A 23,066-nucleotide genomic window follows, 5' to 3' on the forward strand; every position below is an offset into this window, starting at 1 on the left:
ACAAACACCATATCTATGAAAAAAATTACTTTATTGGCCTTGCTGTTGCTCAAATTCATTGCTTCGGCTCAAATTGTCAATACCGCACCCTATATTTTAACGATAGACGAGCTCAAAGCATGGACGCCAACAGGCGCCACGGCTTCCGACAATTTAATTTCAACCGTTCCCCTCGCTACGCGATTCATCAACACCGCAACCCAAACCAATCCGGCGTTGTCGAATGACATGAAAATCGCTTATTTGCCCGACGGCATGAACAATTTCGGGAATTATTACGGTGAGCAAAGTCAGTTTAACCTATACAATTTTACGCATTGGCAATACATTGACAAATTGGTTTGGTTTGGAGGCACTGCTTCTCAAACTGTACAATTGCCTTCCTCGCCTTGGGCCAACGCCGCGCATAAAAATGGAGTGAAAGTTTTTGGTAATGTCTTTTTTGCTCCGACGGCATTTGGCGGTTCCACCGCCACACTGACCAATTTTCTGGAACAAGACGGAAGCGGCAATTTTGTTGTGATTCCCAAAATGATTGCGATGATGCAACACTATAATTTCGACGGTTGGTTCATCAATCAAGAAACCGCCACTAATGCTACCACTGCTGGGTTAATGCATGATTTCGTAAGAGATTTGAGCGCACAGGCTGAATCGTTGGGTAAAGAAGTCATGTGGTACGATGCGATGCGACTCAATGGCGTAGTAGGTTGGCAGAATAGGCTTAATGCCGTGAATAGTCCATTTGTACAAGACGATGCTGATTTGGATGGCTCCTTCGAAACTCGTGTCAGCAGCAATATCTTTATCAACTTTTTTTGGAGCAGCAATGCCTTTCCGACAGCTTCCAGAACCAGGGCACAGTTAATCGGAAGATCTCAGTTCGATGTTTTTACTGGCGTGGATATTTGGCCCGGCCGCAACCAAGGTAATTTCGAAACGTCAGGCAATACATTTATGACCAACCTGCACGAGAATGCAACTACACCTTACACATCACTAGGGATTTTTGCTCCGAACTGCGTTTACAACAATTCGACTTTTTCTAATTTCAACAACGACCCTGCCGATTACGCTTCGTTTTACAATGCCGAAAACCATTTGTTTTCTGGCGACGACAACAACCCGGCGAATGTCGATGCAACCGGATTCAAAGGGCTGTGCAACTGGATTCCGGAAGCTTCGGTGATCAATACATTGCCTTTCAACACCGATTTCTGCACAGGGCACGGGCTTAAAAAGTTCGCCAATGGTACACAAATCAGCTCCGATTCCTGGCACGATATGAATGCCCAAGACATTCTCCCTACGTGGCAATGGGCTTTTTCGCAAAACAACACGCTGACGGCCAATTGGGATTTTACCGACGCGTATTCCAAAGGAAATTCGATAAAGATTACCGGAAACCTTCCGACCAGCCAAGCTATCGATCTGCCCTTGTATCAAACCAAACTTTCGATTGGCGAAGGCATTTTCAGATTCAACATCGCCTACAAAAATGCGAATCCCAATGATTCGAAAATGAAGTTATTTCTCATATTCACAGACGAACCCGGCCAAAAATATGAATTCCCGATTACCTATCTGGTTGGTTTGTCCAATAATTGGTCTGCCGGTGAAACAGTCATCGGTTCAGAATACTCCACCCGCGAAATCGCCGTGATTGGCCTGCGTTTCGAAACCGACGAGGCTGTGGCGGGATACAGCATCAATGTCGGTGAAATCTCGATTGAGAATGTGGTTTTAGGAATCGACAACTATATCAGAAGCAATAATTTCGTTACCGTAAGCTATCCGGCAGCAGACAAAAACATCGTCTTCAACCTCAACTGGCCCGCGACAAAAGAACTACAATATGTGGTAAGTGACCTGCAAGGAAAAGTCGTCACAAAAAATACGATTTCGCTCCATGGCCCGATGAGCTATCCGTTTCCAACTGGCGATTTAGCTGCCGGAACCTACATCGTGAAATTCACCGACGCAAGCAACCACTTCGAAACACGAAAGATTATCATAAAATAAATAACACAGATTGCACAGATTACCACAGATTAAATCCGTGCAATTTGTGATAATCTGTGTTCAATAAAAAAACCCGACTCAATGAATCGGGTTTTCTATATAGGATTTAAATCCGGTTCTTATGCTTCGAACGGAAGAATAGAAACGTATGATTTGTTATCCGCTTTTTTCTGGAACTTTACAATCCCGTCCACTTTTGCGTGCAATGTGTGGTCTTTGCTGATGTAAACGTTTTGTCCTGGGTTGTGCTTAGAACCTCTTTGTCTTACGATGATGTTCCCGGCAATAGCAGCTTGTCCACCAAAAATCTTAACACCTAAACGTTTCGATTCTGATTCTCTACCATTCTTGGAACTACCGACACCTTTCTTGTGAGCCATGACGTATTAGTTTTTTAAGATTAATTATTCTTCAGTTTTTGCTTCAGTGGCCTCCGCTTTCTTGGCAGGAGCTTTTTTCTTAGCGCCAGTAGCACTGATGCCTTCAATCACGATTTGCGTCAAAGACTGTCTGTGACCGTTTCTTTTTTTGAATCCTTTTCTTCTTTTTTTCTTGAAAACGATTACTTTGTCTCCTTTTAAATGCTGGAGTACTTTGGCTTCTACTGAAGCACCTTCTATAGCCGGGGCGCCTAAAGTTACGTTGCCGTTATCGTCTAGTAAAAGAACTTTGTCAAAAGAAACTTTTGAACCTTCTTCGTTAGCCAAACGGTGCACATAAACCTTCAAGTCTTTGCTTACTTTAAATTGTTGCCCTGCTATCTCTACGATTGCGTACATAACAATGTGGTTTTATTTGTTTATAAAATGAGCGCAAATATACAACTAAATCCCATCGGTGCAACCTCTTGCAGAAATTTTTTGTAAAATATCCGGATTGGGCAGATTTTTCTTTGGGCGTTGCCTGCGGCCGGGCTGTACGCACTCGCTTTTGGGCTCCGCTGCGCTGCGCCCAAAGAGCTCAAACAATGCTGCCATCCCTAACGCATCACTTCCTCATCCGGTACTTTCACATGTGAAAAACAATTCTTCACTCCATCCATTTTTCCATTTCAACTAAAAAACTACTTTTGGTGAAACTTTCGGCCCAGTTCCGATACCAACACCGAAACTTTTTCTGCATGAAAAAAACACTGTTCACCCTTTGCACTTTAGCCCTTGCCCATTTGGCTTGCGCTCAAAAAGTCACTTTTGAAGAATTCGCCCTCGACAATGGCCTGCACGTCATTTTGCACAAAGACACTTCGGCTCCGGTAGTGGTAACATCGGTAATGTACCACGTCGGCACCAAAAACGAAAACCCGAACCGTACCGGATTTGCGCATTTCTTTGAGCATCTTTTATTCGAAGGCACCAAAAACATCGGTCGCGGCGAGTGGATGAAAATCGTCTCGGGCAACGGTGGCAACAACAACGCAAACACTTCGGTAGACCGCACTTATTACTACGAAGTCTTCCCGTCGAACAACCTCGAACTTGGCCTTTGGATGGAAGCCGAACGCATGTTGCACCCAGTCATCAACCAAATCGGCGTCGATACACAGAAGGAAGTCGTCAAGGAAGAAAAACGCCTCAAGGTAGACAATCAGCCTTATGGTAATGTTATTAAGGAAGTCAAGAGCCATCTGTTTTTCAAACATCCTTACCGCTGGGACATTGACGGCGCTATGGAAGACATCAACGCCGCCACCCTAGAAGAATTCCAAGCGTTTTTCAAAAAATTCTATTTGCCCAACAATGCGGTTTTGGTCGTAGCGGGAAATATCGATGTCGCGCAAACCAAACAATGGGTCAAGAAATATTTCAATCCGATTAAAAAAGGGCCAACTCCGGAGAAAATCAACATCACCGAAGCGCCAATTACCGAAACCTTACGCGCCCGATACGAAGATCCGAACATTCAAATTCCCGGCATAGTAGCAGCTTACCGTACACCATCGATGAAAACCCGCGATGCCAGAGTGTTGGAATTGATTTCTACGATTCTCAGCGACGGTAAAAGTTCGAGGTTGTACAAGAAAATTGTCGATGATAAAAAAATGGCTTTGCAAGTGGGCGCCTTCAGTTTGAGCCAAGAAGATTATGGCGCGTACGTACTTTATGGCTTGCCACTAGGCGAAAATACAACCGAAAGCATCTTAAAAGAAATGGACGAGGAAATCGTGAAGTTGCAAACCGAACTCATCTCTGAACGCGATTATCAGAAACTACAGAATACCATCGAAAATGATTTCGTGAATAACAATGCCTCTTTAGAAGGAGTTGCAGAAAGCCTCGCTACTTATTATTTGCTGCACGGCGACGTGAACCTGATCAATACCGACATGGACCAGTACCGCTCGATTACCCGTGAAGAAATTCGCGATGTGGCCAAAAAATACCTCAACCCGAACCAGCGACTGTTGCTCGATTATGTTCCGGCCAAAGAAAATCTCAAAAATTAAAACCACATGAAAAACATATTTTTAGCCATCGTTTGTTTGTTGGGTTTGAATTTATTTGCCCAAAATGACGCACAACCCAAATCCGGGCCGTCGCCTACCGTTAATATTGGCAAACCCCAATATTTTGAATTGGTCAACGGTTTAAAAGTCATGGTCGTAGAAAACCACAAACTGCCACGGGTAGCCTTTCATCTTACTCTCGACAATCCGCCTTATCTGGAAGGAAACAAAAAAGGTGTAGCTAATTTGACAAGTGCTTTAATGGGCAGCGGCAGTGAAACAATTACCAAAGCGGCCTTCGACGAGGAAATCGACTTTTTAGGCGCCGACATTCATTTTAGCAACAGCGGTGCGAGCGCATCTGGTTTGTCGAAATATTCCAAAAGGATTCTCGAGCTTATGGCTGAAGGCGCTCTGCATACGGTCTTTACCCAAACTGAATTCGATAAGGAAAAATCCAAACTCATCGAAAGCCTCAAAGCCACCGAGAAAAGCGTTCCTGGAGTTTCGCGCCGTGTAGAAAACTTGCTCAGTTACGGAAAAAGCCATCCGTTTGGCGAATTCATGACCGAGGCTACAATCAACAACATCACTTTGAATGACGTTATCTTGAATTACAATACTTATTTTGTTCCTGAAAATGCGTATTTGGTTGTCGTCGGCGATGTGGATTTTCACACCCTCAAGCCTCAAATCGAAACTTTATTCGGGCCTTGGCTCAAAGCTTCCGCCCCGAACAATACTTACACTTCCCCTAAAGACTTGCAATACACCCAAATCGCTTTTGTAGATATGCCCAATGCGGTACAATCTGAAATTTCGGTCATGAACCCGGCGCTACTGAAGATGTCAGACAAAGACTATTTCGCAGTCATCGTGGCCAACCAAATTCTCGGCGGGGATTACAACAGCTATCTGATGTCGAACCTGCGCGAGAAACACGGTTGGACATACGGAGCCGGTTCAAATCTTTCTGCAAGTAAGTACCCTACACGTTTTATTGCTTATTCACAAGTGCGTAATGCCGTTACCGACAGCGCCGTGGTGGAAACCTTGAACGAAATCAAACGCATCCGTACTCAGAAAGTAACAGACACCGAGCTAAAAAACGTGAAGGCCAGTTATATTGGGCAGTTTGTAATGGACACCGAAAAGCCGCAAGCCATTGCAGGTTATGCTTTAAGAATCAAAACACAACAACTTCCGGAAGATTTTTATGAGAACTACATCAAGAACATTAACGCAGTAACCGCAGAAGATGTTCAGCGAGTGGCCAACCAATATTTTCATCCTGAAACGGCCCGCATTCTAGTAGTCGGCAAAGGCGAAGAAATTTTACCCTCCTTAGAGAAACTCAAAATTCCGATTTTCTATTTCGACAAATATGGCGCGCCCACCGAAAAGCCCAATTACAAAAGAGCAGTTCCAACTGGGGCTACGGCAAAATCAGTTATAGAGAAATACATAGAAGCCATCGGCGGAGAAAAAGCGCTTCGCAACGTCAAATCCATCGTGACGATTTCCTCAGGAACCATTCAAGGCGCACCGGTAGAATTGACTTCAAAAACCACCGCAAGCCACAAACAAATGCGCGAGATTAAAGTCATGGGCATGTCGATGATGAAACAAGTGGTGAATGATAAAATCGCCTATGTCATACAGCAAGGCCAACGCAAGGAAATCACTGGAGAAGATTTGAAACAAATGCGTCAGCGCGCTGTGCCTTTCGACGAACTGGAGCTGCTCAATCAGACTGGTTTGACCTTAGAAGGAATCGAAGTTTACAACGACGCTGATACTTATATTCTTAAAGACGAACATTCTAAATATTATTATGATGTGAAATCCGGACTCAAAGTGGCAGAAACCAAAAGCGCAGAAATGGGCGGGCAGCAATTGTCACTGACGACCAGTTTCAGCGATTATCGTGAAATCAATGGTATCAAAATCCCTTATGTGACCAACTTGAACATCGGTATGGAAATTCTACTCACGACCACCGACGTGAAAATCAACGAGAACATTCCCGATGCGGAATTCGAATGATCAAGTTTTATTTCTTACTCGAAAGATATACTCCTATAAGAATGATAACCGCGCCGATACACTGAACAAGCGTTAGAAACTCTCCGTCGAGTACGCCCCAAAAGAAAGCTACTATCGGAATCAGATAAGTGACCGTGGTAGCAAAAACAGGCGACGAGAGATGAATCAACCGGTAAAAAAGAAGGTTGGCTACACCAGTTCCCACAACGCCAAGTATCAGAATAAAATAGGCCGAATGCTGCACCGGCGCTCGATCGATAATACTGAAAAAACCTGAACAGTACAGAATGATAGCCGCAGGAACCGACATCACCAAAAAGTTTCCGGTACTGATGCTGAGCGGACTTAAATCGGATAAATATTTTTTAATCAGATTCACGTTGATGCCGTAACAAACCGCGCCCAATATGGCAAAACCGGCATAGAAATAATTCTGGCTCGGATGGTTCGCCGCACCATTAAGAATCAAAACAGCCGTGCCGACAAACCCGATAATTACGCCTAAAACCTGAGCGCGTTTGTATTCGAGCTTGAATATCAGCAAACCTAAAATCAAGGCATTGAGCGGTGTTAAGGAATTCAAGATTGAAGTAATGGAACTTTCGATATTGGTTTCAGCCAAGGCAAACAAATAGGCAGGCATAAAAGTGCCAAACAAAGCAGTCAGGGCAATGAACTTCCATTTGTGCAACGGAATATTGGGTAGCGTTCTAAAACCAATCAACAACAAAAACAAAGCAGCAAAAATAATTCGGAGTGATCCCAACTGCATCGGGTTCAAGCCCACCAAGCCTTTCTTGATTAGAATGAAAGAGCTGCCCCAAATTAAGGCCAAAACTGCAAGTAAAATCCATTTGAGTTGCCGCGCCATTTTATCTTAATAGTTAGTTAAGAGGCCAAAGTTTGTAATAATTTTATGAAATGTCGCATCTTTTTTTGGTTATTTTTGCTGCAGTTTCTCAGTAGAAAATGTTCTAATTGTTCATTAAAAATCCCCATCATGACTATTTCAAAATTACTTTTAGCCGCTTCGATTACCGGAATATCCCTGATAAGCTGTAAACAAACCGCCAGCGCACCGCCAGTCGATGACAAAGTGGCTACGGTTAAACACACCATTAATCCTGAAAAAGTACAAACCGCATCTTTTACTATCACTGGAATGACCTGCGCCATCGGTTGTGCCAAAACCATTGAAGAAAAATTAACCGATACTGACGGCGTACAAAAAGCCACGGTAGATTTCGACAAAAAACTCGCTACGGTGGCCTATGACTCCTCATTGCAAAACCCAGAAAGTCTGACCAAAATTGTAGAATCTGCAGCAGACGGAAAGACCTATAAGGTTTCTGATATGATTGCCTCAAAGTAAAATTTACAGAGAAAAAGAAGCAAGAGCCAAGAAGCAAGATGTAATATTCTTAGCTCTTGGCTCTTTCCTCTTTAAAAAACCGACTTTACTTCCAACGCAAACTTTCCATGAGCCGTTGCATATCGTTTTTCACGTAGCTCGCTGCCGGCATCACCGAATCGAAATTGGGTTTGGCGTAGAAATAAACCGAGCAATCCAGAAAATGCTTCACGCTATCGGTCACGTAAAACTGTGCATTGGTAGCTGCATTGCCATTAACGCGATAGAACATTCCGTATACTTTGTTTTGAGAGTTGACAAACGGTTGCTCTGAAATATCATCGGCTTTAATTACGTGCTCATAAGTAAGCTTCTGGGCGTCGCGCAGTAATACATTGATGTTGTTGTTTACCGGTTTGTAACTCAAATAAATCGTCGCTTTCATCTTCGGATAGTCGATGGTGAAATTGCAACCGGGTTTCCCTTTGATAATCGCTTGGGCATTCATATCGAAAGTAAACGGGCAATCATTCTCAAAATGAGCATATTCAGCTTCCGGATAGTCGAGCCGCAATTGGCTTGAAGGCTTTGGCAGCACATCATCCTTACAACTTACCGCTGCAAAACACAAAATACAAAGTAAAATAACGGGCAAAGTTTTTAGATTCATGGCTTATTCAATAGTGACTTTTATTTGTTTGATGCGTTTCTTATCGACGGCTTCAACGGTAAAACGGTAATGGTCGAAATAAATTTTCTGCGCCTTTCGAGGGAAATTACCCAAAACTTCTAGAAGAAAACCCGCCAAGGTTTCCGCTTCGCCTTTCCTTTCCTCGAAAACAGCTTCTTCAGCGCCCATAATTCGGTAAAAATCCTTGAGGTTGATTTTGCCTTCGAAAAGGAAATTCTTATCGTCAATCTGCGAATAATTGATGTTCTCGTCATCAAACTCGTCGCTGATATCACCCACAATTTCTTCAATCACATCTTCAAGGGAAACCAGTCCGGAAGTGCCGCCATATTCATCTACCACAATTGCCAGATGGCTTTTCATACTTTGGAAATCCTTGAGCAAATTGTCTAGTTTTTTATTTTCAGGAACGAAGAACGGCTCGCGCATTAGGGTTTTCCAGTCGAACTCTTTTTTATGGATGTGCGGAATTAAATCTTTTACAAACAATACGCCTTCCACTTGATCGATATTGTCTCGATAAACCGGAATCCTGGAATAGCCTTTCTCGGAAATCTTAGGCAAAATCTCGGCAAAAGACTCATCGATTGCTATTGAAAAAATATCAATTCTTGGGCTCATGACTTGCTTGGTATCGGTATTCCCAAACGACACAATGCCTTCCAAGATTTTCTGTTCCTGATGTGAAGTATCTTCTGGCGAAGTTAGTTCTAAGGCCTGTGAGAGCTGATCGACCGAAAAATTGCTTTTCTGTTTGCCGAGCTTCTGGTGTAGATAGACCGAAATGGCACGCATGGGCAAACTAATTGGCGAAAGCAAAGCATCGAGCACCGACAACGGATAAGCAAAAAACCTCGCAAACTTGACGTTGTTGCGGTTGGCATATACTTTCGGAATCACTTCTCCGAACAATAAAATCAGAAAAGTTACCAGAATAACCTCGATAATGAATTTAAGCAGCGGCGAATCGATCGCTTCGAACCAATCTTTGCCTACAACCGAAAACAGAATTACTACGCAGATGTTGATAAAATTATTGGCTACCAACAAAGTAGCGAGCAATTTTTTAGGTTTCTCGAGCAGGGTTTGAATGAGTCGGGCTTTCTCCGGATGATGGGCCGCGCACTGATTCAAATCATTGGGTGTGAGCGAAAAAAAAGCAACTTCCGCGGCAGAAACCATTGCAGAACACAACAGCAGCACAAATATCCCCATAAGACCAAAAAGCAGATTGGAATCGATGGTAGAAATTAAACTGAAACTGGGTTCCGGGTCCAAATTTTGGGCGATTGGTTATACAATTTAGAACGGCATATCGTTCTCTGGCATTGGGGTTTGGTTGGCGTCGTAACTCGGGGCAGCATTGCGGCTAGATTCGATTTCCTTTTTCACGTTTAGAAAAGTGAATTCGGTGACTTGGATTTCGGTAGTGTATTTGGTTACGCCGTCTTCGGTTTGCCATTGGCGCGATTTGATTCGGCCTTCGACGTAGATTTTATCACCTTTGGAAAGATATTTTTCGCAGATTTCGGCGGCCTTGTTACGTACTACCAAATTGTGCCATTCGGTAGAGGTAATTTTCTCGTTGGTGGATTTGTTGATGTAGGTTTCGTTCGTGGCCAGTGGGAATCGACCGATGCAGTTTCCGCCGTCGAAATAATGCATTTTGACATCTTCGCCTAGGTGGCCGATTAACATGACTTTGTTTAAGGTACCGCTCATTTTATTTTGGGATATTGTAATTTATCCAAATGTAGTAAAATTTTAAAAACTACATCCAATCGTTTTTTATAAAATTAAATATCACTATTGGAAAAGGAAGCTCAAGCAAAGAACCATAATCTGTAGCCTCGGGAAGTTTGCCTTCGACTTTGACCTTGATGAATTTAATATGTAAGTGACGGTGTGTCAGCTTGTGGATGATGCTTTTCGTATGAGCTTCAGCGACAGAGATGATTGGGTTTTCAACCCAGTTATTAGCACGCAGCAATTCAACAAAATCATCTAGACCTATTTCAGTTTCAGTTTCAATTAGCGGAAATTCGTACAAATTATGCCAGATTCCTTTCTCGACACGTTTGTTAACCATAGTATGGTGCTGCTGATCTAAGAAAACCACATAATTAAAGTAGCGATGAATAATCTTTGTCTTTTTGGATTTTACCGGCAGCAGGTTTACTTTATTTTTCTGAATCGCAAAACAACTCGAACTTAAGGGACAAATGCTACAATCGGGACTTTTCGGCACACACTGCAAAGCGCCAAATTCCATAATCGATTGATTAAAAATCGCTGCTTGGTGTTTGGACATTAGTTCTTTTGCTAAGGCGGCAAACTCTTTTTTTGCTCCGGCAGACGATATATCGGTTTCAATACCAAAATAACGGGAAAGCACTCTAAAGACATTTCCATCGACCACCGGAACTGGTTCGTCAAAGGAAAATGAAGCGATGGCTGCAGCAGTATATTCGCCGATTCCTTTTAATTGAATAAGCTCTTTATAGGTAGAAGGAAATCTACCATCAAACTGAAAAGCGACTTCCTTGGCCGTTTGGTGCAAATTCCTCGCTCGTGAATAATAACCCAAGCCTTGCCAGAGTTTCAAAACTTGTTCCTCGTGAGCTTGAGCCAAATCAAATACGGTTGGAAAAGCTTCTGTAAATGCTTTATAGTAAGGTAACCCTTGCGCTACGCGGGTTTGTTGCAGCATGATTTCCGAAAGCCAAATCAAGTACGGATTTCTGGTATAGCGCCAGGGCAAATCGCGCTTGTTTTGCTCATACCAACGGATTATTGAAGTGGCAAAATCCATGTTTAATTTTTGGTTCACAAAACTATAAGATTATGTAATTAAATTTTAATCATTTAGGTTGATTATTTGTTTTTTAAATTCCTATATTTGCAACCTCAAAAAAATCAAAAATTATTAAACAAGAAAGAAAATGACGAAAGCAGATATCGTAGCGAAAATTTCAGAAAAGTTAGGTCTTGAAAAAGGAGACGTTCAAGCCACTGTAGAATCTTTTATGGAAGAAGTAAAAACTTCACTAGAAACAGGAGATAATGTTTATTTGAGAGGTTTTGGTAGCTTCATCATCAAGACTAGAGCTGAGAAAACTGGAAGAAATATCTCTAAAAACACGACTATCAAAATCCCTGCTCACAACATTCCGGCATTCAAACCTGCGAAAGTATTTGTTGAAGGAGTAAAAACGAATAACGAAGCAAAATAAAAATATTTATTAATCAAAATCACCGACTCTATGCCAAGTGGTAAAAAAAGAAAAAGACATAAGGTAGCGACGCACAAGAGAAAAAAACGTGCAAGAGCTAACCGTCACAAGAAGAAAAAGTAGTCTCACCACTACTTTTTTCTTTTTAACGTTCATTGAAATCGAATTTGGCCACTGCCTAACAGTGCTGCTAAATTCACCGGGTAAACAAATACCTGTTTAAAATATTGTTTAATCCATCCTTACTTCAAGCAACAAGCAATAAGCAATAAGCATTAGGCCATTCAATTGAGCTTACAGCTTACGGCATACGGCTTACAGCTTCCCGTACGGATAAAAACTTACAGATGAATAAAGAATTAATCATCCGATCTAGTTCTGACGCTGTAGATTTTGCCTTATTAAAAGATGGAAAACTCATTGAATTACACAAAGAACAAGAAGCCAGCAACTTTCAGGTAGGCGATATATTTATTGCTAAAATCAGAAAGCCGGTTGCTGGGCTAAATGCCGCGTTTGTTAACGTAGGCTTCGAGAAAGATGCGTTTTTGCATTACCACGACCTTGGGCCCAATCTTGCTTCCCAACTGAAATTCATAAAACTTGTAAGCACAGGTAAAATAAAAGATTTCTCCCTAAAGAACTTTCAGTTTGAAAAAGAGATTGATAAGAATGGCGCCATAGCCGACGTGCTTAGTGTCAATCAATCCGTTTTAGTACAAGTAGTTAAGGAACCGATATCGACCAAAGGCCCAAGAATCAGCTCAGAGCTTTCCTTGGCCGGACGTTTTATCGTACTGGTTCCGTTCTCAGACCGCGTTTCTGTATCGCAGAAAATCGCAGAAAAGAGCGAAAAAGACCGACTTAAGAAACTCGTACAAACCATCAGACCAAAAGGATTCGGCATCATTGTGCGTACAGTGGCCGAAGGCAAAAAAACAGCCGAAATAGAAAAAGATTTGCAGAACCTGCTCAGCCGGTGGAATGCAATGTGTAAAAAAATACCAACTGCCCATCATCCGTCCAAGGTACTCGGAGAGCTCAATCGGGCTTCCTCTATCTTGCGGGATGTATTCAACGATACCTTCAGTGGTATTTACATCGATGATGAGGAGTTGTATCAAGAAACCAAGGACTATGTGCAGGAAATCGCACCGTCCAAACAATCAATTGTCAAGTTCTACCAATCGCGCGACACGCCGATTTTCGAGAAATACAATATCGAAAGACAGATCAAAACCTCGTTCGGCAAAACCGTATCGATGGCCAAAGGCGCTTATCTGATTATTGAGCATACCGAAGCATTGCACGTTATCGATGTCAATTCGGGCAACCGCTCCAACAAAGCGACCAATCAGGAAGACACCGCGCTTGAAGTCAATATGATTGCAGCGGCCGAAATCGCCAGACAATTACGCCTTCGCGACATGGGCGGCATCATCGTGATTGATTTCATCGATATGCAAAATCCCGACAACCGCAAAGTGCTTTTTGACCGATTGCGAGACGAAATGAGCGACGATAAAGCCAAGCATAAAATCTTGCCACCGAGCAAATTTGGGCTCGTGCAAATTACCAGACAAAGGGTGCGCCCGGAAGTCAACATTAAAACCAGGGAAGAAGATCCGAGCGGAAACGGCGAAATCGAAGCGCCAATCCAAATCATCGACAAGATCAATTTCGACCTAGAAAGAATACTCAAAATCCACAAAAGTGTCGTACTCAATGTACATCCGTTTGTGGCTGCCTACCTCAGTAAAGGTTTTCCATCCTTGCGCCAGAAGTGGTTTCTCGAGCACAAGAAATGGGTGAAAATCATACCGCGTGATGCTTACACGTTCCTCGAATACCATTTCTACGACAAAGAAGGAAATCGCATTCGGGATTAAAAATAAAAACCGCCTTTCACAACGATTGGCGGTTTTTTTATGTCTTTTTTTTTTAGAAGCTGATCCGGCTATCCGTTACAATCTTTTTTGTTTATCATCTTCCGGTTGCCAACGAACTTTTCGCAAACAAAAAAGGATTTCCACTGCTATCCGGGCTAGGGCATTTGGGCCCAAAAAAATATATCGGAAACAAAGAACTCAGGTTAATCCACAATCAAATAATTCGTGCTAATTCGTGTTCATCCATTCACTTCCTTCTTTGCGCGAAAAACCGCAACATCAAATCCGCCGCCTGATCGGCCATCACACCAGAAACCACTACAGTTTTCGGATGCAATTGCGTGCCCATCACCGTAAAACCGCGTTGCGCATCCGAAGCGCCATACACAATTTTAGAAATCTGGCTCCAATACAAAGCACCGGCACACATCTGGCATGGCTCCAAAGTCACATACAAAGTGCAATCCTTAAGATACTTTCCACCTAGAAAATTCGCTGCAGCCGTGATCGATTGCATTTCCGCATGCGCCGTGACGTCATTGAGCATTTCGGTTAGATTATGCGAACGAGCAATCACTTTATTGTCAATCACGATAACAGCGCCTACTGGAATCTCCCCTTTCTCGAAAGCGGTTTCGGCTTCCTGCAAGGCCTTTTTCATGAAGTAAGCGTCGTTGAAAATGTTTTCCATGCCACAAAAATAGGGATTCAATTTCTTACCTTTGCTTCATGCCTGTAAAATTGCTTCCACAGATTCAAAACCCTGCAGATTTGCGCCGTTTGACCGAAGAACAACTTCCCGAACTGGCTCAAGAACTGCGCGATTTTATCATCGATATCGTTTCTGTAAAAGAAGGGCATCTTGGAGCAAGTTTGGGCGTAGTCGAACTCACCATTGCCCTGCATTACGTTTTCAATACGCCGGAAGATTTGTTAGTTTGGGATGTCGGGCACCAAGCCTACGGACACAAAATACTGACCGACCGCCGAGAAAAATTCGATACCAACCGTCAACTTGGCGGGATTTCAGGTTTTCCTAAAAGAAGTGAAAGCGTATATGATACCTTCGGCGTCGGACATTCCTCAACAGCGATTTCAGCAGCCTTGGGTATGGCTTTGGCCTCTCAATTAAAAGGCGATTTTGACAAACACCATATTGCCTTAGTAGGCGACGCTTCGATTGCTTCAGGAATGGCTTTCGAAGGCTTGAACCACGCTGGCGTCACTGACGCTAATTTGCTTGTTATCCTGAATGACAATGCGATTGGCATTGATCCAAGTGTCGGCGCTTTGAAGAATTATTTTACGGCCGTTAAGGAAGGCAAAAACCCTCGGCAGAACAACATGATCAAATCACTGAATTTTGATTACTCAGGCCCTATTGACGGACATGATATCTTCAGCATTATAAAAGAACTTAAGCGTTTGAAAAAAGTCAAAGGACCGAAATTCCTTCATTTGCTGACCACCAAAGGCAAAGGACTACAACAGGCCGAAGAAAACCAAGTGAAATACCACGCCCCGGGAAAGTTTGACAAAGCTACCGGCGAAATCCTTCTAAAATCCGAAGAGAACTTGCCTCCGAAATACCAGGATGTTTTCGGTTTAACGTTGGTCGAATTGGCGCAAAAGAATCCAAAAATTGTAGGCATCACCCCGGCTATGCCCACGGGTTGTTCTTTAAAATACATGATGGATGCTTTTCCAGAACGGGCGCTCGATGTTGGGATTGCCGAACAACACGCGGTGACTTTATCGGCAGGAATGGCCACACAAGGCATGGTAGTTTTTTGCAACATTTACTCTACCTTTTTGCAAAGAGCCTACGACCAAGTAATCCACGACGTTGCGCTACAGAATTTGCCTGTTATTTTCTGCCTGGACCGCGCAGGATTGGTGGGCGAAGACGGAGCCACACACCACGGCGTTTTTGACATTGCCTATTTACGCTGTATCCCGAACATGATTGTCTATGCTCCGAAAGACGAAATCGCGCTGCGGAACATACTTTACACCGCACAATTGGGACTAGAACATCCTATCGCTATCCGTTATCCACGAGGCCGTGGCATCCATACTGATTGGCAAAAACCGTTTGAAAAAATTGAAATAGGAAAAAGTTATTGTCTAAAGCCAGGAACGAAAATAGCAGTTTTAAGTTGCGGCACCATTGGTAATAATGTAATCGAAGCATTGTCTGTAATGGCCAATGCGCAACACATAGCCCACTATGATTTTGGCTTTGTAAAACCCTTAGACGAACCTTTGCTGCACGAAATATTCAAAAGCTTCCTGCAAATCATTACCGTTGAAGATGGCGTTATTAAAGGCGGTTTCGGAAGCGCCATTAACGAATTTGCACAACAGCATCGCTACACCGCCACCATCCAAACTTTAGGCATTCCCGATATCTTTATTGAACACGGATCGGTTCCGGAATTGCAAAAAATCTGTGGAATTGACACTGAAAGTTTGGTTGCTATTTTCAAGCAAGCGTAAAAAAAATCCAAACCTTTCGATTTGGATTTTTCTTAATCAATTAGAAGCGAATTTCTAATTTTTGATGATTTTTTCTGTGTAATTCAAACGATCGCCTGTTACCTTCATGATGTAAACACCTTTCTGTAAAGAACTAATGTTGATCGATTTTTCATTGTTGAACTTGTCATCAGTCTGGTTGTAAACGGAACGCCCGTTGAGATCAACAATCTGAATGCTCACTTTTCCCGCATACTGATTCACATGAACATTGACTGTTCCTGAAGTTGGATTTGGAAATACTCTCACGGCCGCAGGTTGGTCAAAGCCTACTGTAGCCAGCGAAGTAAAATCTTCTACCTGGTCGTTACAATCATTGGCACTACCAGAAGATGCGTTCAATCCCATTCCTCTTCTGCGGAAAACCTCAGCTATTAAGTTGTAATTGGCTCCGCCTGTAATCGCTTGATCTGCTGCAAACAAGTTGTTTCTTCCAGTAATGATACTAGTCTGACCACAAGTTTCTAATTTCAAGGCATCCAATACTAATTGCATTACCTTGTTGTTTCCTCCTGTTCCATTGTAAATATCTGGATCAAAACCATATTGCCCGATATACGCCCAAGTCAAATCCCAAAGTACCGATGCCCATACATCGCCTACATTATACCTGTAATAGGTATCTGCTGGATCTGTCGGAATCGGAATATTAGAGTTTGCAAACGTCAATGGATTAATAGACATATCAGTAGAATAAGGATAATCAGCACCATAAGGTAAAGTTCCTCTTAAACCACCACCATCATTCGGTTGATTAATGGCATACGTTCCTATTGGTTTTGGATCTGCCCCTGAGTCGCCAGCTTTGATTTGCATCATCAACGAAAACCAGTCAGACCAACCTTCTCCCATTTGCTCGTAGTTGCCCATACAACCTGACAAACCTCCACCTACTAAACGGTTAGAAATTCCATGACCATATTCGTGGGAAATAATTCCGTTATCGAAACTACCATCAGCATACAAATATAAGTCTGAAGGCACTTCAATTTTAATATTAACGGTTCCGGTTGCCATCTCGGCCAAAAGCAAATCCGCTTTTTCTTTTGAAATAAAAATCGCAGGAATAGTGATGCCTAACAAACCTGTAGAACTCATTTGAAGACGAACTGGATTATTGACTACAGTATCATAAACTACTGCCGCCAAAGCGCCTGCGTCTTGAGCATTTTTCACTTTATTTGAGAAATTACAATTTCCTCTTCTAATTAAGGCAATCTTACCACTTAAATCAAACACATTAGACGCCGGGATACAGGCATTGTGAATACTGATTGGATTGGTATTCGGATTTGGGTCATTGGTGTAGTGCACCAAATCTGCTGTAATACCATTAGGTGCAACCGGCACCGGAATTCTATCAGTTCCTTCAAATACATTAGTCGTAGCACTCATTGGGCCAGCAATGCTAGAAGGCGAATTGATTTGAATAAAGTTTGTTGGAGGCGCTCCCTCGGTCCACATGAACATTTGGATTCTTGGTCTTACTCCATCGTTAGTTGGGGTAAAGTTAGCGTTGTTGTTGGTTGGAGTAGTTTGTGAATAACCATCCTGAGAATCTGCCTGAACGACATCTCCTGTTGTAGTAACTGCTCCTCCTCTACCATAGTTTTGTTGCTGATAATTCCCGTTAGCTTCATCGAAACCATAGTTATACCAAACGTCATGCATGATGTTGGTCATGTAAAACAAGTTGGTAGTAGATGCCGAAGTGTATGCGGTCGGTTGTTGGGTTTGCGAAACACCGTTCACATATGGAAAGTCAAAAATCAATGAAGCGCCTCCATCAGGACGTAAACCGGTTCCGTTGTCTCCATTGGCATCTTCTTGTGCCCAAATGTTGTTCCCTCTTGTATAAGTGAATATTAATCCAGCAGTTGTTCCTGTTAAGGTATTTGCATTATGCCACCCTCTTGGAGAAGCGGTCAAATTCGCGTAAGGATTTACTAACTCAAAAGGACTATGGTTTGGGCTTACATAGTTGTAAGGAATTACACGATAGGTCCCGGGGTTTTCCAGAGCTGAAAGACTAGTACTTTTACCTCCAAACAATACGTCTGAAAAATCAAACTTTGATTTTGTGCCTTCCTTTTCTCCACAATAGTCATGACTTTCATGCTTTTTACCAAAAGCACAGCTGATTGTGAGATCTTTTTGCTCTAGAACATTCCCATTCAATGCATCAATTTTAATATCCCAGTAGTATTTACCGTCTGGAGCGTAGAACTGATAACCCCATGCCAATTTCAATTTAGAATCAGAAGTAGGCAAATAGGCCAATTTAGCAACAATAGGATCCTCGTGCGTTCCGTCGGAAATGGTAAATTTCTTACCATCTGGAGATTCTAAAATTGAGAAATTAGGCAAAGAATATCCTAATGCAGTATACGCCTTATTTAAGGCCTCAATCACTGACAAAGACGGAGAAGTAGCATTCACCTTCTGCGCCATGTTAGGCTGGAAGTTACTCCCTACTTTAATTACCTCTCCATTCTTAATGGCGATGGTCGACTGTCCGTTAAAAACATCAATGCCATTGTATCTTTGAACTACATAGCAACTAGTTATTTGCGTTCCTTTTCCTTGAAACTCGTTGATAATGCTCAAATCCGAAATGTCTTGAGTACTCAATCCCCATTGTGCACGATGGGTTTCTAAATAATTTTGTATCGTCTTCTTATTGGCTTGTGAAAAACCTATGAAAGAACACAATACAGCGGTTAATAGTGTAATTTTTTTCATAATTTTTTTGTGTTTTGGAAAACAAACTTAATCCAATTTTTTTAATATTTCAAAATTAAAACTAAAACATTAACAGTCTACTGTTTAAAACCGATAATGTTCTGATAATATAGCAAGGCATTACCATCGGTAAGCAGCGAAATAAAGTGGCAAATATGTAGCAAACGGTCGTATAGACTTTCTTTCTCAAAATGGTGCTTTTCAGGCAAAGTCTTCAGTAATAATTTGTCATAATTGGTTGCTCTGCCCTCGAATTGGTTATTGTAAGCAGTGATAAACTTATCGAGTAAAGTATTGATAATCTGATAGCCTTTCAGTTCTTTGTCGATGACCTCACGGCTCTGGTAAATGTTCTTCACACTGAGGGAAATAATATCGTCCATCTGTACTTTGTACTTGCTTTTGTCGGTGAGCGCATACGGAAATTTTCCTTGCAAAATCGCTTCTTCATTTTCGATGAAAACCCGAACCGCGTCATTAATCAAATTCCCGATAGCCAGTGCACGCAAATAACTGATGCGGTCTTCTCGCGTAGTGAGCGTTTTGTATTTCGCTGTATCGATGGTGTCTTTGACAAGTTTAATTAGGTACTCGAGCGCGTAATCCTCCGAAACCAAACCTAAGTTGATGCCGTCTTCAAAATCGATAATCGTGTAGCAGATATCGTCGGCAGCTTCTACCAGATACGCCAGCGGATGCCTTTCAAAACCAATGTCATTACCAGTTTTATTTGGAATCAGCCCGAGTTCTGAAGCAACTTCTGCAAAGAATTCTTTATCGGCTTGGAAGAAACCGTACTTCTTATCAGAAATATTTTTAGTTGGTTTTTTCGGAAGGCTTTCTTTTGGATATTTGATGAACGCGCCTAAGGTAGCGTACGAAATCCTGAGTCCGCCTTCAATGCCCGGACGGCTGCCGGTAAGCACTGAAAACCCGTTGGCGTTGCCTTCAAAATCGATCAAGTCTTGCCATTGCTTTTCGGTGAGCTGGTCTTTGAACCGCAAGCCTTTACCGATCGAAAAATATTCGCCGATGGCTTTTTCACCAGAATGCCCGAACGGCGGATTCCCGATATCGTGCGCGAGTGAAGCCGCAGCCACAATCGCCCCGAAGTCGTTCATATGGAAACCATGCACTTCGCTCAGGTACGGATACTTCTCGATGATTTTCTTGCCAACCAACCTGCCAAGCGAACGCCCGACGACCGAAACTTCCAGACTATGCGTAAGCCGCGTGTGCACGAAATCGGTTTTGGAAAGCGGAATCACTTGTGTTTTGTCTTGCAGGCTTCGGAACGCCGAGGAAAAGATAATGCGGTCATAATCGACTTCGAAGCCCAGGCGCGTATCGTCTTGCTCTTTGCGCAAACGTTTGCTAGTGTCGCCTTGTCGTTTGAGTGATAAAAGTTGTTCCCAGTTCATTGATGAATTTTTAGATTATTAGATTTTAAGACAGTAAGATTACAGGACAAAGATGTATCTCAAAATCGTACAGTCCTAAAGTCTTAAAGTCTTACAGTCCCCAATCCCTAGCCCTGATCGCAGCGACATCCTTTTACGTAGCCTTAACGAAGTAAAAGATACAGCGAAGAGCAGGTTCTCGGCTCCTGAAAAAAATAAAACAGCTACCCAAAGATAGCTGTTTAATCAGGATAGTAATCGTCCCAGTAATTACGATCCACACATTTCGCAGTCGTCCGGCCCTGCGTTTCGGGCGCGTTCGATCATAGCTGCAAAATCTTCTGCCGACATTTCTCCGGTTTCGTTCGGCTCGGCTACCTCAACGGCGACGGCTTCTGAAATTGGTTCGGCTTTTTTATCGTTGTTCAGTGTAAACTTGATGGCGTCTACCGCTGACTTGGTTCTTAGGTAATACATTCCTGTTTTAAGGCCCGACTGCCAAGCGTAGAAGTGCATCGAGGTCAGTTTGGCATAGTTCGCGTCTTGCATGAACAAATTCAGCGATTGCGACTGGTCGATGAAATAACCTCTGTGGCGCGACATGTCGATGATGTCTTTCATAGACATTTCCCAAACGGTTTTGTATAGTTCTTTAAGGTCTGCCGGAATGCCGTCGATGTTCTGCACCGAACCGTTGTGGCGCATGATTTCCTGCTTGATTTCCTCGTTCCACAAACCGCGCTGCACCAAATCTTCGAGCAAGTGTTTGTTCACGACGATGAACTCGCCGGATAAAACCCTTCTGGTGTAAATGTTTGAAGTGTAAGGCTCGAATGCTTCGTTGTTTCCTAAAATTTGTGAAGTGGACGCAGTCGGCATCGGTGCTACCAGAAGCGAGTTTCTAACGCCGTGCGCCATGACTTCTTTTCTGAGCGAAGCCCAATCCCAACGACCGGAAAGCTCTTCGTCTTTGAGGCCCCAAAGGTTGTGCTGGAATTCTCCTTGCGAGATCGGCGAACCCTTGAATGATGAGTAAGGTCCTTCTTCTTTGGCCATTTCCATCGAAGCGGTGACGGCAGCAAAGTATAAGGTTTCGAAAATATCCTGGTTAAGTTTTTTGGCTTCATCGCTAGTGAACGGCATGCGCAACAAAATGAACGCATCGGCCAAACCTTGAACGCCCAATCCTACCGGACGGTGGCGCATATTCGAGTTTTCGGCTTCTTTAACCGGATAGTAATTTCGGTCTATGACTTTATTGAGGTTTCTGGTCACGCGCTTGGTCACGTTGAACAGCAACTCGTGGTTGAATGCGCCATTCTCAACAAACATTGGAAGCGAGATCGAAGCCAAGTTACAAACTGCAATTTCGTCATCAGAAGTATACTCCATGATTTCGGTGCACAGGTTCGACGAGCGGATCGTTCCTAAATTTTTCTGGTTTGATTTTCTGTTCGCCGCATCTTTGTAAAGCATGTAAGGCGTTCCGGTCTCAATTTGTGACTCGAGAATTTTCTCCCACAATTCGCGCGCTTTGATCGTTTTTCTTCCTTTGCCAGCGGCTTCGTATCCGGTGTAAAGTTTATCGAATTCTTCTCCGTAAACATCGTACAACCCCGGGCATTCATTCGGGCACATCAAGGTCCAGGTGGAATCTTCCTGTACGCGCTTCATGAACAAGTCGCAGGTCCACATCGCGAAGAACAAATCACGCGCACGCATTTCCTCTTTTCCGGTGTTCTTTTTCAAATCGAGAAAATCGAACACATCGGCGTGCCAAGGCTCGAGGTAAATCGCGAAACTTCCCTTTCTCTTGCCGCCGCCTTGGTCTACGTAACGGGCCGTGTCGTTGAATACACGCAACATCGGGACAATTCCGTTCGAAGTTCCGTTCGTGCCGCGGATGTATGAACCTGTTGCTCTCACATTGTGGATAGAAAGTCCAATTCCTCCGGCCGATTGCGAGATTTTTGCCGTGTTTTTAAGTGTGTCGTAGATACCGTCGATACTGTCGTCTTTCATTGAAAGCAAGAAACATGAAGACATTTGCGGCTTCGGTGTTCCTGCGTTGAAAAGTGTCGGCGTAGCGTGCGTGAAGAATTTCTTCGACATCAAGTCGTAAGTTTCGATTACCGCATCCAAATCATCTAAGTGGATTCCAACAGAAACCCTCATCAACATGTGCTGCGGGCGCTCTACGATTTTACCATTGATCTTCAAAAGGTAAGAACGCTCTAAAGTTTTAAAACCGAAATAATCGTAATTGAAATCGCGGTTATAAATCACGTGGGAATCCAGAAATTCAGCATTGGCTTGAATCACCCTGTGCACTTCATCTGAAAGCAACGGCGATTGTTTCCCGGTTCTCGGGTTCACGTAATGGTACATTTCGTTCATCGTTTCTGAGAACGACTTGGTGGTATTTTTATGCAAATTCGAAATCGCGATGCGCGCGGCCAACTGGGCATAATCTGGGTGTGCAATGGTCATCGACGCAGCGGTTTCGGCAGCGAGGTTGTCTAATTCAGAAGTGGTCACGCCGTCGTACAATCCCTCAATAACGCGCATGGCTACTTTTACGGCATCAACCAAATCGTTGAGACCATAACATAATTTCTTGATTCTGTCCGTGATTTTGTCGAACATGACCGGCTCTTTGTGGCCGTCTCTTTTTACTACATACATAGAGTTAGGTTTTAGTGGAGCAGCAA

At 43.1% G+C, this 23,066-nt stretch carries 18 protein-coding genes; 7 read left to right on the forward strand and 11 right to left on the reverse strand.

Annotation, left to right across the window (positions count from 1 at the left end):
- Nucleotides 1-15: 15 nt before the first annotated feature.
- Entirely contained in the window at nucleotides 16-2,022 is a 2,007-nt protein-coding gene (locus tag G4D82_RS01665) for an endo-beta-N-acetylglucosaminidase (RefSeq protein ID WP_166333765.1), read from the forward strand.
- Between the two features lie 119 nt (nucleotides 2,023-2,141).
- Here the strand turns inward: G4D82_RS01665 and rpmA are convergent, their stop codons facing one another.
- Nucleotides 2,142-2,402 (reverse strand): 50S ribosomal protein L27, encoded by a 261-nt coding sequence (rpmA, locus tag G4D82_RS01670; protein ID WP_166333767.1) that lies wholly within the window; start codon nucleotides 2,400-2,402, stop codon nucleotides 2,142-2,144.
- A gap of 24 nt (nucleotides 2,403-2,426) precedes the next feature.
- Nucleotides 2,427-2,801 carry a 50S ribosomal protein L21 gene (gene rplU / locus G4D82_RS01675; protein WP_166333769.1) on the reverse strand — a complete coding sequence of 125 codons (375 nt, stop codon included), beginning with the start codon at nucleotides 2,799-2,801 and terminating at the stop codon, nucleotides 2,427-2,429.
- A gap of 341 nt (nucleotides 2,802-3,142) precedes the next feature.
- Between rplU and G4D82_RS01680 the strand changes: the two genes are divergently transcribed.
- Both G4D82_RS01680 and G4D82_RS01685 read left to right on the forward strand, forming a co-directional pair.
- On the forward strand, nucleotides 3,143-4,465 hold the full coding sequence (locus G4D82_RS01680; RefSeq protein WP_166333771.1) for a M16 family metallopeptidase: 1,323 nt from the start codon (nucleotides 3,143-3,145) through the stop codon (nucleotides 4,463-4,465).
- A gap of 6 nt (nucleotides 4,466-4,471) precedes the next feature.
- Entirely contained in the window at nucleotides 4,472-6,511 is a 2,040-nt protein-coding gene (locus tag G4D82_RS01685; protein WP_166333773.1) for an insulinase family protein, read from the forward strand.
- A 7-nt stretch (nucleotides 6,512-6,518) separates the two neighbouring features.
- Here G4D82_RS01685 and G4D82_RS01690 read toward each other — a convergent pair whose 3' ends face one another.
- Nucleotides 6,519-7,382 carry a DMT family transporter gene (locus G4D82_RS01690; RefSeq protein WP_166333775.1) on the reverse strand — a complete coding sequence of 288 codons (864 nt, stop codon included), beginning with the start codon at nucleotides 7,380-7,382 and terminating at the stop codon, nucleotides 6,519-6,521.
- Nucleotides 7,383-7,511: 129 nt separating this feature from the next.
- On the opposite strand from G4D82_RS01690, the gene G4D82_RS01695 reads away from it, so the two are divergent.
- Nucleotides 7,512-7,883, forward strand: a complete 372-nt coding sequence (locus G4D82_RS01695) for a heavy-metal-associated domain-containing protein (protein WP_166333777.1) — start codon at nucleotides 7,512-7,514, stop codon at nucleotides 7,881-7,883.
- Between the two features lie 85 nt (nucleotides 7,884-7,968).
- Here G4D82_RS01695 and gldD read toward each other — a convergent pair whose 3' ends face one another.
- From gldD to mutY, 4 genes are read right to left on the reverse strand one after another with little or no spacing between them, the layout of a single operon-like run.
- Entirely contained in the window at nucleotides 7,969-8,532 is a 564-nt protein-coding gene (gldD, locus tag G4D82_RS01700) for a gliding motility lipoprotein GldD (protein WP_166333779.1), read from the reverse strand.
- 3 nt (nucleotides 8,533-8,535) lie between these two features.
- A complete protein-coding gene (locus G4D82_RS01705; protein WP_166333781.1) occupies nucleotides 8,536-9,831 on the reverse strand; it encodes a gliding motility-associated protein GldE in 1,296 nt (431 codons plus the stop codon).
- Between the two features lie 24 nt (nucleotides 9,832-9,855).
- Nucleotides 9,856-10,275 (reverse strand): single-stranded DNA-binding protein, encoded by a 420-nt coding sequence (locus G4D82_RS01710; RefSeq protein ID WP_166333783.1) that lies wholly within the window; start codon nucleotides 10,273-10,275, stop codon nucleotides 9,856-9,858.
- A gap of 49 nt (nucleotides 10,276-10,324) precedes the next feature.
- On the reverse strand, nucleotides 10,325-11,365 hold the full coding sequence (mutY, locus tag G4D82_RS01715; protein ID WP_166333785.1) for an A/G-specific adenine glycosylase: 1,041 nt from the start codon (nucleotides 11,363-11,365) through the stop codon (nucleotides 10,325-10,327).
- Nucleotides 11,366-11,495: 130 nt separating this feature from the next.
- Between mutY and G4D82_RS01720 the strand changes: the two genes are divergently transcribed.
- Both G4D82_RS01720 and G4D82_RS01725 read left to right on the forward strand, forming a co-directional pair.
- The gene (locus G4D82_RS01720) at nucleotides 11,496-11,786 is read left to right on the forward strand and encodes an HU family DNA-binding protein (protein WP_166333787.1); all 291 of its coding nucleotides are present in this window, start codon (nucleotides 11,496-11,498) and stop codon (nucleotides 11,784-11,786) included.
- A gap of 347 nt (nucleotides 11,787-12,133) precedes the next feature.
- The gene (locus tag G4D82_RS01725) at nucleotides 12,134-13,675 is read left to right on the forward strand and encodes an Rne/Rng family ribonuclease (protein ID WP_166333789.1); all 1,542 of its coding nucleotides are present in this window, start codon (nucleotides 12,134-12,136) and stop codon (nucleotides 13,673-13,675) included.
- A gap of 247 nt (nucleotides 13,676-13,922) precedes the next feature.
- On the opposite strand, the gene G4D82_RS01730 is transcribed toward G4D82_RS01725, so the two are convergent.
- Complete coding sequence (locus G4D82_RS01730; protein ID WP_166333791.1) at nucleotides 13,923-14,366, reverse strand: nucleoside deaminase; 444 nt, start codon at nucleotides 14,364-14,366, stop codon at nucleotides 13,923-13,925.
- 38 nt (nucleotides 14,367-14,404) lie between these two features.
- Between G4D82_RS01730 and G4D82_RS01735 the strand changes: the two genes are divergently transcribed.
- Complete coding sequence (locus tag G4D82_RS01735) at nucleotides 14,405-16,174, forward strand: 1-deoxy-D-xylulose-5-phosphate synthase (RefSeq protein ID WP_166333793.1); 1,770 nt, start codon at nucleotides 14,405-14,407, stop codon at nucleotides 16,172-16,174.
- 54 nt (nucleotides 16,175-16,228) lie between these two features.
- On the opposite strand, the gene G4D82_RS01740 is transcribed toward G4D82_RS01735, so the two are convergent.
- The 3 genes from G4D82_RS01740 to G4D82_RS01750 all read right to left on the reverse strand — a co-directional run bounded on the left by G4D82_RS01740 (nucleotide 16,229) and on the right by G4D82_RS01750 (nucleotide 23,040).
- Nucleotides 16,229-18,955, reverse strand: coding sequence for a T9SS-dependent M36 family metallopeptidase (locus tag G4D82_RS01740; RefSeq protein WP_166333795.1), 2,727 nt, complete (start codon nucleotides 18,953-18,955; stop codon nucleotides 16,229-16,231).
- A 77-nt stretch (nucleotides 18,956-19,032) separates the two neighbouring features.
- Nucleotides 19,033-20,376 carry a deoxyguanosinetriphosphate triphosphohydrolase gene (locus G4D82_RS01745; protein ID WP_166333798.1) on the reverse strand — a complete coding sequence of 448 codons (1,344 nt, stop codon included), beginning with the start codon at nucleotides 20,374-20,376 and terminating at the stop codon, nucleotides 19,033-19,035.
- A gap of 249 nt (nucleotides 20,377-20,625) precedes the next feature.
- A complete protein-coding gene (locus G4D82_RS01750) occupies nucleotides 20,626-23,040 on the reverse strand; it encodes a ribonucleoside-diphosphate reductase subunit alpha (RefSeq protein WP_166333807.1) in 2,415 nt (804 codons plus the stop codon).
- Between the last annotated feature and the right edge of the window lie 26 nt (nucleotides 23,041-23,066).

The organism is Flavobacterium lotistagni, from assembly GCF_011392125.1.
Taxonomy (GTDB): Bacteria; Bacteroidota; Bacteroidia; order Flavobacteriales; family Flavobacteriaceae; genus Flavobacterium; species Flavobacterium lotistagni.

What these genes read in the sequence shown, in the direction of transcription:
- G4D82_RS01665 (WP_166333765.1), top strand. Translation starts at nt 16, where the DNA reads ATGAAAAAAATTACTTTATTGGCCTTGCTGTTGCTCAAATTCATTGCT.
- rpmA (WP_166333767.1), bottom strand. Translation starts at nt 2,402, where the DNA reads ATGGCTCACAAGAAAGGTGTCGGTAGTTCCAAGAATGGTAGAGAATCA.
- rplU (WP_166333769.1), bottom strand. Translation starts at nt 2,801, where the DNA reads ATGTACGCAATCGTAGAGATAGCAGGGCAACAATTTAAAGTAAGCAAA.
- G4D82_RS01680 (WP_166333771.1), top strand. Translation starts at nt 3,143, where the DNA reads ATGAAAAAAACACTGTTCACCCTTTGCACTTTAGCCCTTGCCCATTTG.
- G4D82_RS01685 (WP_166333773.1), top strand. Translation starts at nt 4,472, where the DNA reads ATGAAAAACATATTTTTAGCCATCGTTTGTTTGTTGGGTTTGAATTTA.
- G4D82_RS01690 (WP_166333775.1), bottom strand. Translation starts at nt 7,382, where the DNA reads ATGGCGCGGCAACTCAAATGGATTTTACTTGCAGTTTTGGCCTTAATT.
- G4D82_RS01695 (WP_166333777.1), top strand. Translation starts at nt 7,512, where the DNA reads ATGACTATTTCAAAATTACTTTTAGCCGCTTCGATTACCGGAATATCC.
- gldD (WP_166333779.1), bottom strand. Translation starts at nt 8,532, where the DNA reads ATGAATCTAAAAACTTTGCCCGTTATTTTACTTTGTATTTTGTGTTTT.
- G4D82_RS01710 (WP_166333783.1), bottom strand. Translation starts at nt 10,275, where the DNA reads ATGAGCGGTACCTTAAACAAAGTCATGTTAATCGGCCACCTAGGCGAA.
- mutY (WP_166333785.1), bottom strand. Translation starts at nt 11,365, where the DNA reads ATGGATTTTGCCACTTCAATAATCCGTTGGTATGAGCAAAACAAGCGC.
- G4D82_RS01720 (WP_166333787.1), top strand. Translation starts at nt 11,496, where the DNA reads ATGACGAAAGCAGATATCGTAGCGAAAATTTCAGAAAAGTTAGGTCTT.
- G4D82_RS01725 (WP_166333789.1), top strand. Translation starts at nt 12,134, where the DNA reads ATGAATAAAGAATTAATCATCCGATCTAGTTCTGACGCTGTAGATTTT.
- G4D82_RS01730 (WP_166333791.1), bottom strand. Translation starts at nt 14,366, where the DNA reads ATGGAAAACATTTTCAACGACGCTTACTTCATGAAAAAGGCCTTGCAG.
- G4D82_RS01735 (WP_166333793.1), top strand. Translation starts at nt 14,405, where the DNA reads ATGCCTGTAAAATTGCTTCCACAGATTCAAAACCCTGCAGATTTGCGC.
- G4D82_RS01740 (WP_166333795.1), bottom strand. Translation starts at nt 18,955, where the DNA reads ATGAAAAAAATTACACTATTAACCGCTGTATTGTGTTCTTTCATAGGT.
- G4D82_RS01745 (WP_166333798.1), bottom strand. Translation starts at nt 20,376, where the DNA reads ATGAACTGGGAACAACTTTTATCACTCAAACGACAAGGCGACACTAGC.
- G4D82_RS01750 (WP_166333807.1), bottom strand. Translation starts at nt 23,040, where the DNA reads ATGTATGTAGTAAAAAGAGACGGCCACAAAGAGCCGGTCATGTTCGAC.